This is a genomic window from Anaerolineales bacterium (assembly GCA_037382465.1).
Taxonomy (GTDB): Bacteria; Chloroflexota; Anaerolineae; order Anaerolineales; family E44-bin32; genus WVZH01.
Genome location: JARRPX010000004.1, coordinates 74790 through 89144, shown reverse-complemented (window position 1 = coordinate 89144; position 14355 = coordinate 74790). Strand labels below are relative to the sequence as shown.

Here is a 14355-nt window from a genome sequence, read left to right as displayed (position 1 = left end):
ACCTCGTCGGTGCGGTGGGAGGCTACTTTGTAGGCTCATCCACGACGATCAACTTCGCCGTATGGGTCATCACCTGGGCGATGGAAAGCATCTGCCGTTGTTCGCTGGATAAATTGGCCACTTTTTCGCGCAGCGAGGGAAATCGGAAATTGAGTTGCTCGAGGATGCGCGCCGCTTCGTTGTTCATCCTGCGCCGGTCGAGGATGTTCAGACGCCGCCCGAGGATCGGGATCCGCAATTCTCTGCCAAGGAAGATATTGGCTGTGATGTCGAGATGCTCAGCCAGACGCGGTCTCTGGTGGATGGCTTCAACGCCCAATTTTTGCGCGTGAAAGGGCCATTGAACCTTGCGTCCTTCGAAGATCATGGTTCCCGTATCCGGCATCGATAATCCGGTTATGATGCTGGCCAGCAGGGATTTTCCCGCGCCGCTCCTGCCGACCAGCCCCACGACTTCTCCGGGGAACACCTCAAAGCTTACGTGCTCTAAGACCGGCAGCGAACCGATGTACTTCGAAATGTTATAGACTTTCAATCTCGGTTGCATGTATCGAACCTGAGGATATCACTTTGATGCGAAACCATCAAATGATCACTCATAATCGAAAGTGGCTTGACACATTCATTCTATCGCATTACGTCTTCAATCAGTTCGCGCAGCGAAGCAGCGTCGAGGTCTTTCTTGTCCAGAAATGCGACCGCGCCGGCCTCCAGGCCCAACCGGTGAAACTCACGATCGGGATAAGCGCTGATGAGAACTACTCGGGGTTTGGATGAAATCGCTTTGATGCGGCGCGTGCAGTGGATGCCGTCTTCATCCCCCAGGACAACGTCTATCAAAACCAAGTGCGGAGTGATGTGTTGGACCAGGTTCACGGTTTCGTCGATGTTTTCGGCTTCATAGATCAAAGCCTGAGTGCAAACCTTGCCGATCATGCGTCGTAATTGATAGCGATAGCGGGCGTTATCATCGACCAACAAAAGCGTTACGGCGCTTTGATCGGAGGCTTTCATGGTTGGAGGCTCTTGCGTGGCGATCTGTCCCGGCAATCCAAGGATATCTGGGTGATGATTGGCGTATTTGACAGCTTCGAGGCGGCTCTGAACATCGAGCTGGCGATAGATGCGGGTAAGGTGATTCTCAATCGTTTTAATACTGAGGTTCATGCGTTGGGCGATGCTTTGATTGTCGAGGCCCTGTTGCAGCAAGCGCAGGATGTCGCGCTGTCGGGAGGTCAGCGGTGAGGCGGGTGCAGCTGACGTTCTTTCCGAAATCCGCACCAATTTATCGATCACCCGGCTCGAGACCCACTTCTCATCGGCCAACACCCGGTCGATTGCAAGCTGTAAGTCACCCAGAGATTGGTCTTTCAGCAGGTATCCGTCGACACCCGCTTGCATCAACCCCTGTACGTACACGTCGTCGTCGTATGCGCTGATCACCAGGATTTTCATATCCGGATAGTCGCTGCAAATTTGATGAATGGCTTCGACGGGCTTGAACTCCGGCATGGTGACGTCCAAAAGTAGCAAGTCGGGATTCGTGTCGTGCAAGGCTGCCATCAACGCGGGTCCGTCGCCGACTTCAGCAATAATGCTTACATGGGAAAGGTTCTTCAAGGCGTTGCGGATACCTTCACGAACGAGGGCGTGATCGTCTGCCAAGAGGGTGCGTACTTTGTTCATTCCAATACTATACCATTATTGCATATTTCGAGATGCGCCGAGCGGCACTGGAAAAGAGGGGGAAATCCCCTATTTTACTTAGGGATGCCCCCTAGCCATGGAAATATATCTTCGCCTATACTGCATCTACAGGTAGAAGTCGATTCCCACCAAAATCGTTCCAGGAAATTCGAACGGATGCGCCGTAATTCTGAACGGGAGGCAATTTCGGTCGCATGGAAGATAAAAAGACCCTGAAGCTGGCAAATCTGAAAGTGATCATGCGTTTTGTGGCGACGTTTGGCCTCCTGGCGATCGGCGAAATTCTGGTCATCATCACAGACGGAATCGATTTATCCGTGGGATCGATGACCGCATTGACCGGCGTGCTTGCGGCAACCTTTATGGTGAAAGGTGTGGGACCCATTCCGCCTTTGGCCATCTTGCCTTCCATCCTGCTCGTACTTACTTTTTCGGGTCTCGTTGGCAGATGGCATGGCTTCTGCGTCACCAAGCTGCAAATTCCTTCTTTTATCATCACCCTGGGTACCTGGTTGGTCGCCAGGGGCATGGCGAAGTTCATCACGCGCGGATATCCGATTGTCTTCCCTCTGGATTTCCCGTTTCTGGAACTGGGACAAGGTGAGATCTTTCAGATACCCGTAATGTTCATCATCCTGGTCGTCGTAGCCGTAATCGCGGCTTTCATACTTCGCTCCACGACACTCGGCCGGCACATCTATGCCGTAGGGGGAAATATCGAAGCTGCGCGCGTGGCCGGAATCAACGTCGATCGGGTACGCAGTTTTTGCTACATAAGCAGTGGCGTCATGGCCGGGTTGGTGGGATTGCTCCTGGCTTCCCGCCTGGGCCAAGGCACACCGACCGTCGGATCCACGTACGAATTATGGGCCATTGCGGCTACGGTCATCGGAGGAACAAGCCTGCGGGGGGGTGAAGGGACGATAACCGGGGCAATCCTCGGCGCAGCCATCATGGGGGTCATGTTCAACGGCATGGTCATCGTCAATATGTCTCCATACGTACAGGAGACCGTCTTGGGTGCCGTGCTGGTGATCGCGGTTACTTACGATATGTGGCGGCGCAGGCGCAGCACGAACTGAGGAGCAACTCGAGTGGATGATACGGCCGCACGCGTCGAGATGCACGATATTCGCAAGAACTTCGGAGCCATCCAGGCGCTTCGCGGCGTGGATTTGACTCTTAGGCGCGGCGAGGTGCTTGGCCTTGTGGGCGATAATGCGGCTGGGAAATCCACGCTGATGAAGGTGCTCAGCGGTGCGCACGTTCCAGACGGGGGACGAATATTTATCGATGGCCGCCAGGTGTGGTTCGGGAATCCGGAAGACTCGCGGGCATTGGGCATCGAAATGGTCTATCAGGATTTTGCATTGGTGGACAATCTGGATGTGGCGGCGAACATGTTCCTGGGACGTGAATATATCCGCTGGGGATTTGGCCCCGTTCGGCTGCTCGACAAACGCACGATGGAACTGGAATCGTTGCGTCTGATCGAGGACCTCAGGATCGACATCGATTGCGTGAGTCTGAAGGTCAGGCATTTATCGGGAGGTCAACGACAGGCGGTCGCCATCAGTCGTGTGACGGCTTTCGATGCCAGGATCATCATCATGGATGAGCCAACCGCGGCTCTGAACGTCATCTCTGTGGGAAAGGTGCTGGAACTGATCCGCCAGCTAAAATCTCAGGGCTGTTCTATCATCATCATCAGTCACCGCCTGGAGGATATCCATCAGGTCGGCGATCGCGTGATGGTCTTGCGTCATGGACGGAAGGTATGTGATCGGCCCATTCAAGGGGACATCCATGCGTTTCGTGAGCGAGTGGTGGCGTACATGATCGGTGCCAGGGACGATTACTCCGTCAATCTCGATGAATGAGATGGTGCAGATTCAACACTGCGAGCGATGAAATCCATCTCGTTATAGACTCCACAGCAGCTTTCTCAAATAGTACAATCACAGACCGGGGCGCGAAGGAAGGAGCGATATGAAAACCTTGCGCATTACTCTAGTTTTCGGGGGGGGTAATGGCGGCCGCTGCCGACCTCGGTTTGGGTTCCGATCAAGCGATTTTCTTCGTGACACCGGTGGAGGACGTCGCATCCCAGATTCAGACGATGGAAACCTACATCGCCCAGGGTGTCACCGGCATTGCCATCGCTCCCTCGGATCCCAGCGCGCTGGAGCCGGTGATGCGGCAGGCGGAAGCGGCGGGAATCATCGTTACGACGCTGGACACACCCCCCATTGCGGGGTCTATCTCATTGGTTTATATCGGCACGGACAACTACACCGCCGGTCTCGAAGCAGGAAAAACGATGACGGAGCTGCTGCCCAACGGTGGGGTTGTGGGGATCAGCCGCGGTTCGGACACGGCATTGAATTCGTTGCAGCGGACGCAGGGGTTCCTGGATGCCGTTGACGAGCAGATCGTTGTGCTTGAGCCCGTCACCGACAGGGAAGACGCGGCGCAGGCGCTGGAATTGGCAAATTCCGTGCTATCTGCGCACCCGGATTTGGCCGGTGCCTTTGGGGTCTATGCCTACAACGGCCCTGCGTGGGCGACGGCGATCAAGGAGGCCGACCGCGTGGGCCTGACGAAGCTCGTTTGTTTCGATGCCACGACGGACATCATTAACGGGATCAAGGAGGGCGTGATCGACGCTACGGTGGCTCAAAGGGAATTCGATATGGGCTACAAGTCGGTACAGTTGATCTATCTCATCGCCACGCAGGGTGAAGCGGCGGCCACGACGCAAATGGGGGTGGTCAACGGCGTCATCGATACCGGCGTGGATGTCATCACGGCGGATAATTTGAAGGAGTACGAGGCACTCCTGGATGATAAAGGCATCCCGCATGAATGGGACACCATCGGCTGGGAAGCGCCGGAGATGGGTGACGGCTAGATTTATTCACCTGGTGAAGGATCAAACAGCGTAAATACAGCGACTCCGCGTTCAAGGCCAGACGCGGAGTCGCTCTCTAGAGGGAAGCTCTTCTGTTACCCAATCAATATCTTGAACGGCCTAGCGGTTCCTTTTCAGCCTCGCATCCGCGAATACCGCTAGAACGAGCACGAGACCCTTAACCAGCTGCTGCCATCCAGGGGCTACGTTCATGATTTGCAGGCCGTTGGTCAGGCTGGACATGATCAACGCGCCGACCAGGGCGCCGAATATCGTGCCCTCACCACCCAGGGGGGAGGTGCCGCCAAGGATGGCGGCTGCGATGGCATCCAATTCGTAGCCTTCACCTGCGGCAATCGTGCCGTAGCCGACGTACGAAGCCAGCACGATGCCGGCCACACCGGTCAGAAAACCCATCAACACAAAAACCTGAAACACGTTTTTGCGGATGTTGATGCCGGAAAGCCGGGCCGCTTCGCGGTTGCCGCCGATTGCATAGGCATACCGTCCGAATCGCGAGTTGTTGGAAACGTAAGCCAGAATGACGGCGGCGATTGCCAGCAACAGGACAGGGATTTGAAAACCCTGGTACTTATTGACGATGTACACATACAAAGCCACGAGTAAAGAGAAGAAGAAGGTCATCGACAGATCCATGGCGAAGCTGGACTGCTCGAAGCCATACTCACGCTTCTTCCTTCGGCTGCGGAACATGTTGAATATTAGAAATAAGATCACCACTCCGGCGATAATCCAGCTGTACTTTGGATCAATGTAACCCTGAGCGATGGTTTTGAAAAAAGGTTGATTCGCGGGGATGGTCTTGCCTTCCGTTCGCAGCAGGATCGCGCCACGCATGACGAAGAGTCCACCGAGCGTGACGATGAATGCCGGGATGCCTTGATACGAAATGATATATCCTTGGATAATGCCCCACAGAATACCCAGACCGATGCCGAGAACAACCGACAATGCAGCTGCCAACAACGGCTGATCCGGGATTAATGCATGCCATACTCGGTATTGGTGGTGCGCCACCATCACGGATATGAATCCTGCGGCTTTCCCTACCGATAGATCGATGTTTCCGGTAACGATCACCAAGACCATACCGATGGCGAGGAATGAAGTCACCGTCATTTGGCGGAACAGGTTCGAGAAGTTCTGGGGCTGCAGGTACGCGCCTTCACTCAGCACTCCGAAAAACCCCCAGATAACGATTAGCGCAATAATGATGCTGTAGGTTTGGATGTTCCGCCGAAATTGCTGTACGAGTTCGTTAGGTAGGTTCATTTGCTATTCCTTCTTCAAGGTTGTGATTGGATTGCTCCCCCCTTATGTTATTTCGCCGGCTCACTTTCTGCGATGCCGGTTGCTAGTGCCATGATACGTTCCTGGCTGGCTTCGGAGATGTCGAGCAAGCCGTTCGAGCGCCCTTCGTGCATGACCAGCACCCGGTCGCACATGCCCAGTACTTCCTCCAATTCGCTGGAAGTCATGATGATCGAAACCCCCTTCTCGGCCAGTTCGGTCATCAGTTTGTAAATCTCAAATTTCGCGCCGACGTCGATGCCCCGGCAGGGATCGTCCATGATGAGCACTTTCGGTTTTGACATCAGCCACTTCGAAATCACGACTTTCTGCTGGTTGCCGCCGGATAAGGTGTTGACGGGAACTTCCAGGCTGGGCGCCTTAATATCCAGGCTCTTGGATTGCTGCATCGTCGCCCGAAGTTCCGCCAGGCGGTCGATGCGCATGAAAGAGGAAAATTGACTCAGGTTGGGTAATGAGATGTTCCTGCGCACGGATTGGATCAGGATCAGACCGTACCCTTTGCGGTCTTCCGGGACCAAGCTCAGGCCCTTTTGAATCGCAGCGCTGGCAGAGTGGGGCTGGATCTCTTCACCGTCCAGGAAAATATGACCCTGGGTGATCTTGCCGTACTCACCGAACAGGGTCATGGCCAACTCTGTGCGTCCTGATCCCATCAGACCGGCGATTCCCAGAATTTCCCCGCGCCGCAAATCGAAGGTAACGCCGTTGAGCACCGTTCGATTGGGGTCGTTCGGATCCTGGGCATGCAGATCTTCCACTTCCATGATGACTTTGCCGGGTTTGCGCTTGCTGGGTGGGAAGCGCTTGTGCATCTCACGGCCGACCATCATTTTGACCAGTTGTTCATGGCTTAGTTCGCTCGTCGGCAGCGTGTCGACGACTTTTCCATCTCGCAGGATGGTCATGCAGTCTGCAATACGGAAGAATTCATCGAGTTTGTGGGAGATATATATGCACGTGACGCCGTGAGATTTCAAAGAGCGGATGATTTCCATTAATTGATCGGTTTCCGCTTCCGTGAGCGCGCTCGTGGGTTCGTCCAAAATAAGTACGTTGGCGTCGACGGCCAGAGCCTTGGCGATCTCCACCATCTGCTGTTTGCCGACGCCGAGGTTTCCGACGATCGCCTGCGGTTCGACGTCGAGATTGTATTTATCCAGAACCTTCTGGGTATCGGAGTAGAGTTTATTCCAGTTGATGAAGCCGTTTTCTCTGGGTTCTTTCCCCAGGTAGATGTTTTCACCCACGGTCATGCTCGACACGAGGGTCAACTCCTGATAAACGATGGCGATTCCCGCCTCGCTTGCCCGCCGGATGGCGCGGTTCTCCAGCTTGAGTTCCTTGCCTTCGTAGAGAATCGATCCTTCGTACGTGCCGAAGGGGTGGACGCCGGAAAGTATCTTCATCAAAGTGGACTTCCCCGCGCCGTTTTCCCCACAGAGACCGTGGATTTCCCCCCGCTCGACCTGTAAAGTGACATCGTCGAGCGCAACTACACCCGGAAATTTTTTGGTTACATGTTGGAAATCTAGAATAATATCGTTTTTCACTTTGCGCGCCTTCGTCAAATTTTTTCGTTGGACTTTTCAGGTTGAAATTGAGGTGATTATACCCCGGCTCCCTTTGGTTGCCCAAAGAGAGCCGGGACCTTACGAACAGTCACTTATTACGGGCGTGGCGGTCGTTGATCTTCGGGGATGTCGCGATAGACATCATCGTAGCTCTGGAATCCAGAGACAACCACCAGGTCGTAAACGTTGGCGGCATTCACCTGATAGACATCCAGGAAGGCGCAGTTGACCTCGCCTACCAGGCTGTCGTCCAAGGTGAGTTCTGCCAGGGTGTACGAAGTCAGGCCCTCAGGCGTCTCGCCCTTGGCGAACGCGTCCGCCAGATTGATGGCGAGCGGTCCCAGGTCACGTACGTCCTTGAGAATCGACACGGTGAGTTCGCCCTTGACGATGCTGTTGCAGCCGTCTGCCGTGGCGTCCTGACCCGAGATCGGCACATTGCCTGCCAGACCCTGTGCAGCCATGGCCTGCAGTGCACCAAGTGCGGTCCCGTCATTCGATGCGACGACACCGTCGATTTCGTTTCCGGTGGCGGTGAGGATGTTCTCCATCAGGGCCAGCGCATTGGCTGCATCCCAGTTGTCCACCCATTGATCGGCAACGATTTCGATCTTGCCGGCTTCTTCGTAGGGATTAAGAATTTCATCTTGACCCTGGCGGAAGAGGATGGCGTTGTTGTCGGTGGGGCTGCCGCCGAGTTTCACGATTCTCGCGGGACCGTTCGCGTTCACGTCCCATTCCTCGATGTTGAGGGCGGACATCACACCCAATGCCTGCTGCCGGCCAACTTCAACGTTGTTGAAGGAGATGTAAGCTGCGATCTTGGGGGTTTTGATCAGGCGGTCGTAGGCGATGACGGCGACGCCAGCATCGGCTGCTTTATCAACCGAGGTTACGATGGCGTCTCCATCTTCTGCAACGACGATAATGACCTTAACGCCTTGTGCGACCATGTTGTCGATCTGATCGTTCTGCAGCTTGACGTCATGGCTTGCTTCCGCGGTCAGGACCTCGTAGCCCTTGTCCTCCAGCAGCCCGCGCATCAGAGCCTCTTCCGTGCTCCAACGCTCTGTGGCGAAGTCGGAGAACGAAAGACCGATTTTAGTCGTGCCTGGGGCTGCAGGTTCTTGCGCTGCAGGTTCTTCCGCTGCGGGTTCTTCCGCTGCAGGCTCTTGCGCTGCAGGGGCTTCAGTTGCTTTCTTCGCGCAGCCAAAGAGCATGCCAGCGACTAACACGATCAAGAGAACCAAAACAACGTAACGTAATGATAAGCGGCGCATCTTTCCTCCTATTTTTTTCTTGGTTGTACAATCGACGTGCAATTTGGTTCGTACTTCTCGTCCGGATTCACCTCCTGCTTGTTCGAGTTTCGAATTTCGGATGGTATCGATGATCTAAAAAGACGATTATTTTGGCCTGAGACGATACACGTACGTATTTTTAAAATATCGGGAGGTATTCTGTGAATTGTAGATTTGGTATTCCGTACTCGTGCGCTCTCTGTGCTTGAGGGCGGATGAGTTTGTCCAAGCGTCACAGAACTCGATAGGTGGTCCCTCCTCCTCCAGTATTCCACCGGGTCGGTGGATACAACGACAACCTAGGGTTTGATAATTGAAAAGGCGAAAGACTTTTGAAATTGTCTTTAGCAGTATATGGAATGTAGCATGAAATTACAGAGAGATTGCCCCTAAATTGATTAGGGGATTCCCCCCTCCTGTAAAACACTCTCAGGACTGCGTAGAAGGCTGGCAAGCCCAGTTGATATCCTTGAATCACAAGGCTCCGGGTCGTTTTGTTATCAGTTGGCAATAGAATGCTGCAAGTGGGATATGATTGATTGACGAAATTGCACACGAAGGTGGCTGTCTATTTCCAGAGATTGCCACGAAAGGGGAATCGAATCATGTCACTGAAAATCGTGGCTGTGGCCGACACACATGGTTATCATCACGACCTGACAGTACCCGATGGAGATGTTTTCATTCACGCCGGGGACATCAGCGCATACGGAAGGGAAACGGACCTTGCGGATTTCAACGATTTTCTGGATGGCCTGCCGCACCGAATCAAGATCGTCATCGCCGGCAACCACGATTTCGCCATCGAACGTGATCCCCAGGGCAGCGCGGCCATTCTCTCGAATTGCGTTTACCTTCAGGATGCCTCATACCAGGCGGACGGCGTTCGATTCTACGGCAGCCCCTGGCAGCCCTGGTTTCATGATTGGGCTTTCAACTTGCGGCGCGGGGCCGAAATCCGGGCAAAATGGGAGTTGATCCCGGAAGACACGCAGGTGCTGATCACACATGGTCCGCCGTACGGTCACGGCGATCTGACCGTTCACGGCAGCCGTGTGGGATGCCGGGATCTCTTGGAGTTCGTCGAGCGAATTCAACCCCTGGTTCATGTATTTGGTCACATCCACGAAGGCTATGGGATCACGGCGAACGAGCATACGAAGTTCATTAATGCAAGCGTGGTCGATCAGGATTTTGTATTGTCGCATTCACCTACGGTGTTTAATGTAGACGTGTCAGGTAAACGGGTTTGGTTTTAGGCGCTCTTCCGCCTGTGCACTGTCGTGGCTTCTGGGGTTACAATCGGATCTGTAAATCGGCATCTTACTCGATACCGGGAGATTTCATTCAAGGAGAGCATGTTGTGGAAGTTCGATACGAAAGAGCACCGCAGGACGTCTTGCCCAAGTGCCCGTTCTGCAAAGCAGAATTGGACAAAGTGTGGATCAAGAAGAAGGGCATGGGGATAATGCGGCAGAAACAGATTATCATCTGTCCACATTGTGAAGCGTTCCTCGCCTTCGGGGCGGTGATCCGCTGAAGTGCACCTCGGTCCATCCTGGCAGCTCGGCTTCTGATTGAAGCGGACTCGAGGGGGAAATCCACTCAACCACGGCGTCTGACATGCCGGGACATGGATGGTATGCTGGGTAGAACGGAATCTGTTTGGGCTGCTAGTAGGTCGAACCGATCTCGTTTAGTGCAGCACCGGGTGCGAACCGAAAGGCGATGATGAACTCGGGACGATAGACGAGGATGAGTGTTTCCTCCGGCAGCCAGCCAACCTTCGAACCGAAATCGACCTTCCACCAATAGGTGCCCTTGGCATATACGCCGTTCAGATCGTTCATGTGGGGCACGATTCTTCCGCTTGCGCCTTCCGGCACGGATGAGTGGACGGCGAAATTGGTGCCCGGTCCCAGCCATACCTTACTCGCTTCGCTGGTTTTCACTTCATCATTGACCTGGAAGGCATCCGAACGCTCCATCGGCTCAACGAGGATCATCATCATCCCGTTGGCCACAGGTCTTTCAGCTCCATCCGATGGCGAATTCACAATCTGCCCCTGGATCCACATTGTGGATGAACCCCCTCCGTCCTGATTGATTCCCCAGGTAGCTGCGAGATCATCTCTGCAGAATTGAGCGAGTTCATCGATCGTCATTCCGATACTGTAGTTCTGCTGCCGACTGTCAACGACGACGAAATAGATGTAGTCGGTGTTGTAACAGATTGCTGTGCGCGGATGGCGCAGCGTCGCTCCTGGATTGTCGAAGCTTGGAATTCCACCGTCCTTCAGGAAAAAGAAGCTGCCACCGATACTGGCATACGTGTTTGCCCAATTAAGTGGTAATGGTTCCTCGCAGTCTTCTTTCAGGGACACTACGTCTATCGAGATGCCGATCTTGTCGCCGACATGAAAGTTTTCTCGTAATTTCCGTCTGTTGTTCTCCTGGTGCGCAGATATCACAATGTGATCGAAAGGAATTGGAATAGGACCTTCGGCATCGCTTACTTGCCGCACGATTCCGACGGTCATATCTGGGTAAGGGCGGATACCGAGGGTGCGGGTGAGTTCGACCAGGATTTCTGTAATCTCGCCTTCTCGTTGGCTGTCCCGATCGAATTGTGGTGTGTAAATGACGAGGTCCTGGCCTTCTCGGGGGAAATTGATCGTATCGTAATATAAGGTTCTCTCTGTCGAAAGATTCGTGATGCGTTGTTTATTATATGGGTGATAGACACATTCACCGATGAATGCGGAGCGATCCTGTTGCCAGGCGAAACCACTGCCGCCTCCCAGATTTCCGAAAGGTTTGTCATACCAACCAGAGTGCACGAAACCGCCTATCGTAACGCCGGTGTCCATGTAGTAGAAGGTTCCGTTGATAGCGATTACAACATCGTTTCGTGATCCCCATGGCTCGAAAACGGGTTTCGTCGGTTTGGCTGGCTGGCTGAGCGGAAAGATGTTTGGGACGGATTGGTCAGGCGGTGGAGCCCAGGCGTTGATGGATTGCTCGTACCGATTGGCCATCAGGCTGACTGTTTCCATCCCGCCAGAAAGCCTTCCTTGTGCAATACTGCTGTCCAGAATGAGGTTCGGATTTGATCGATCCATGCGGGCAACAAAGGCTCGATTTGGACCGGGAAGTCGAAACTCCCGATAGTCGATCCCCTCGACGATCGTGGTCCATTCTGCGGTAGAAAATGTGTCGCGAAATGTAAAACCACAAATTGTCAGCGACACCACAGAGAGGAATATCAGAACACGATGTTTCACGCCACCTCGCCTCTTGATTTCTCGATCATACGTGTAGGATTGCTTTTATCATACCGTTTTATAGCCCAGCTTGGGAAGGTGACAAATGTGGGAGTGGATTTTCTTATGATACGTTGTCAATCCCAGAATCTTATCTCTGAATCCTTAATACCATAGCGTATTTTCCGAAAATTTGCAGGTTCTTTTTTCTACACCCAAACTATGCTTGTCATGTGGTCTTCTGACTGGAATACGATACACCCTTCGATACCAATTCATGCTATAGTCTTAAAATAGAACCATCGGAATCGCTGTCACAAATTCCCCATGTAGTGCGTTGTAGAGGAGAAGGTTGTCAGAGGAAAACGTGAAGGTACCTGGGCGCGATGACGTAGCGTTGGTTCAACGAGCCCAGCAGGGTGAAGACGAAGCTTTTGCGACGCTCTTCAACCAGCTGCACCAGCTAGTGTTGAACTACGTATACCACATGCTTGGGGACCGCCAGGCGGCAGAGGATGTGACACAGGATGCTTTCATCCGTGCTCACGAGCGAATTGGACAGCTCGGTCCACCCTGGGATTTCAAATCTTGGGTCTTTCGCATCGCAAGCAACCTGGCGGTGGATTATCTGCGTCGAAACCGAAGATTCGTCGATCTTGAAGAACCAACGATGATGGCAGAGGCACCGATTACGAAACGACCCTCCGAACGCGGCGTACAGCGCAACGAGGCGCGTCTGGCGGTATGGAGCACATTGGATGCCATGCCGACTGTTTATCGTCAAGCACTTATCCTGCGAGAATTCAACGGACAGAGTTATAAGGAAGTATCCCAGGCGCTGGAATGCACCTATGCCAATGCACGGCAGTTGGTCCATCGCGCTCGCATGCGCTTCCGCGAACAACATGGAATGCGCCTCTCGCTGGAAGCTGGAGTCGAACGCTGTCGTGTGTTGGGCGATTTGCTCTCGGCTTTTCACGATGGAGAACTCGACGAGCAGCAGCGGGCGGCCGTAGAAGCACACATCAAGACTTGTCCGCAGTGCCGCCAGACGGAGGAAGATCTCAAGAAGGTCGGCGCATTGATCGCCGGATTGGCGCCCATTATGCCTTCGCAAGCCTGGATCGCGAAAGTATTCGATCAACTGGGCATCGAAACGGTGCCCACGCCGGGCGGTGCTGGCGGGCAGGGCGGACCCCACGCTGGAAGCAGCTCCCCGCCAGGCGGAGGCGCCGGAGGCATGGGCGGAGGCGGATCTTCCGCCGGCTGGTGGAACACGATTTCAGGCTGGGGTTGGATGATGAAAACGGGAGCTTTTATAATGGCGTCCGCGATCATTATCGGCGGCGTCGTACTGACTTCGCTCCTCTTGTCGCCCCATCCTCCGTCACCGTTGGATCCGCTGCCATCTGAAGCATCGGATTCGGAAGCAAGCGATACCCCGACTCCTGGTGCAGCGCAGGATTCCATCGTCGAGGACGAACCGCTTGCGGCGACGGCGTCTCCCACGCTTGATAATACGGCGACGCAGACCACTACGGCCACGCTCGGTCCGCCGGTCGCCACGGGGAACGAAAATTGTAATTGCCGCTTCGGCCCGTCGTCGGATTACGACGTCGTCGGTTATTTGCTGGAAGATCAATCGGCGCCGATCGACGGACGCAACGCCGAATGGACCTGGTGGTGGATCGAGCGGCAAGACGGCTACGGCCACTGCTGGGTCTGGGACGGCCTGGTGACCGTCAGCGGGGATACGAGTGCCGTTCCGATCATCATTCCGCCGCCGACTTCCACGCCCGACGACACGACGACGCCGTCAGTTTCCATCAGCCACAGCCCTAGCGGTTCTACACGACCGGCATCGGACGACGTTGTCAAGTTTAGGGCGCAGGCACAAGACGACGGTGAGATCGAACGCATCGAAATCTGGGTCTACCCGGCTGGATCGAACAAGCCAGTGCAAGTCGCCGCCTGTCAGAATACGACCAGTTGTGTGTATTCCGGCGGTCCTTACCCACCTGGAAATTTGATCTATTACGCGCGTGCCTACGATACGGCCGGAAACGCTGGCGAAAGCAAGCATCATACGCTGAAGATATTCTCTGCCGTTTATTAACCGTCCGTGGTTGTTTTCGGAGTCGTTACACGCTTTTGCGTCTCGGGCAGCGTTCAGCGCGGCTCATACAGCGCAGGCGAGTAATCGGGTAAGATGTAAATGTGCGTCAATTTGCCGTATGTCAATCGAATCTGGAAACGGATGGCACACT

General features: G+C 54.2%; 12 protein-coding genes. 6 read left to right on the top strand and 6 right to left on the bottom strand.

Features of this window, described 5'->3' with window-relative positions; all coding sequences use genetic code 11:
• Positions 1-22: 22 nt before the first annotated feature.
• Together P8Z34_02425 and P8Z34_02420 are read right to left on the bottom strand one after the other, a co-directional pair.
• Complete coding sequence (locus P8Z34_02425; protein ID MEJ2549521.1) at positions 23-547, bottom strand: ATP-binding cassette domain-containing protein; 525 nt, start codon at positions 545-547, stop codon at positions 23-25.
• A gap of 80 nt (positions 548-627) precedes the next feature.
• Positions 628-1686 carry a response regulator gene (locus P8Z34_02420; GenBank protein MEJ2549520.1) on the bottom strand — a complete coding sequence of 353 codons (1059 nt, stop codon included), beginning with the start codon at positions 1684-1686 and terminating at the stop codon, positions 628-630.
• 215 nt (positions 1687-1901) lie between these two features.
• On the opposite strand from P8Z34_02420, the gene P8Z34_02415 reads away from it, so the two are divergent.
• The 3 genes from P8Z34_02415 to P8Z34_02405 all read left to right on the top strand — a co-directional run bounded on the left by P8Z34_02415 (position 1902) and on the right by P8Z34_02405 (position 4618).
• Positions 1902-2789: an ABC transporter permease gene (locus P8Z34_02415; protein MEJ2549519.1), complete on the top strand. Its 888-nt coding sequence runs from the start codon at positions 1902-1904 to the stop codon at positions 2787-2789.
• A gap of 12 nt (positions 2790-2801) precedes the next feature.
• Positions 2802-3587, top strand: a complete 786-nt coding sequence (locus P8Z34_02410; GenBank protein ID MEJ2549518.1) for an ATP-binding cassette domain-containing protein — start codon at positions 2802-2804, stop codon at positions 3585-3587.
• Positions 3588-3736: 149 nt separating this feature from the next.
• Positions 3737-4618, top strand: coding sequence for a sugar-binding protein (locus P8Z34_02405; protein ID MEJ2549517.1), 882 nt, complete (start codon positions 3737-3739; stop codon positions 4616-4618).
• A 120-nt stretch (positions 4619-4738) separates the two neighbouring features.
• On the opposite strand, the gene P8Z34_02400 is transcribed toward P8Z34_02405, so the two are convergent.
• The 3 genes from P8Z34_02400 to P8Z34_02390 form a co-directional block, all read right to left on the bottom strand.
• Positions 4739-5911, bottom strand: a complete 1173-nt coding sequence (locus tag P8Z34_02400) for a sugar ABC transporter permease (GenBank protein MEJ2549516.1) — start codon at positions 5909-5911, stop codon at positions 4739-4741.
• A gap of 47 nt (positions 5912-5958) precedes the next feature.
• Positions 5959-7503, bottom strand: coding sequence for a sugar ABC transporter ATP-binding protein (gguA, locus tag P8Z34_02395; protein ID MEJ2549515.1), 1545 nt, complete (start codon positions 7501-7503; stop codon positions 5959-5961).
• A 116-nt stretch (positions 7504-7619) separates the two neighbouring features.
• Positions 7620-8804: a substrate-binding domain-containing protein gene (locus tag P8Z34_02390; protein MEJ2549514.1), complete on the bottom strand. Its 1185-nt coding sequence runs from the start codon at positions 8802-8804 to the stop codon at positions 7620-7622.
• 626 nt (positions 8805-9430) lie between these two features.
• On the opposite strand from P8Z34_02390, the gene P8Z34_02385 reads away from it, so the two are divergent.
• Together P8Z34_02385 and P8Z34_02380 are read left to right on the top strand one after the other, a co-directional pair.
• The gene (locus P8Z34_02385) at positions 9431-10084 is read left to right on the top strand and encodes a metallophosphatase domain-containing protein (protein ID MEJ2549513.1); all 654 of its coding nucleotides are present in this window, start codon (positions 9431-9433) and stop codon (positions 10082-10084) included.
• A gap of 104 nt (positions 10085-10188) precedes the next feature.
• Positions 10189-10365, top strand: coding sequence for a hypothetical protein (locus tag P8Z34_02380; GenBank protein ID MEJ2549512.1), 177 nt, complete (start codon positions 10189-10191; stop codon positions 10363-10365).
• A 133-nt stretch (positions 10366-10498) separates the two neighbouring features.
• Here the strand turns inward: P8Z34_02380 and P8Z34_02375 are convergent, their stop codons facing one another.
• Entirely contained in the window at positions 10499-12109 is a 1611-nt protein-coding gene (locus tag P8Z34_02375; protein ID MEJ2549511.1) for a phosphodiester glycosidase family protein, read from the bottom strand.
• 331 nt (positions 12110-12440) lie between these two features.
• On the opposite strand from P8Z34_02375, the gene P8Z34_02370 reads away from it, so the two are divergent.
• Positions 12441-14204, top strand: a complete 1764-nt coding sequence (locus P8Z34_02370) for a sigma-70 family RNA polymerase sigma factor (protein ID MEJ2549510.1) — start codon at positions 12441-12443, stop codon at positions 14202-14204.
• Positions 14205-14355: the final 151 nt, after the last annotated feature.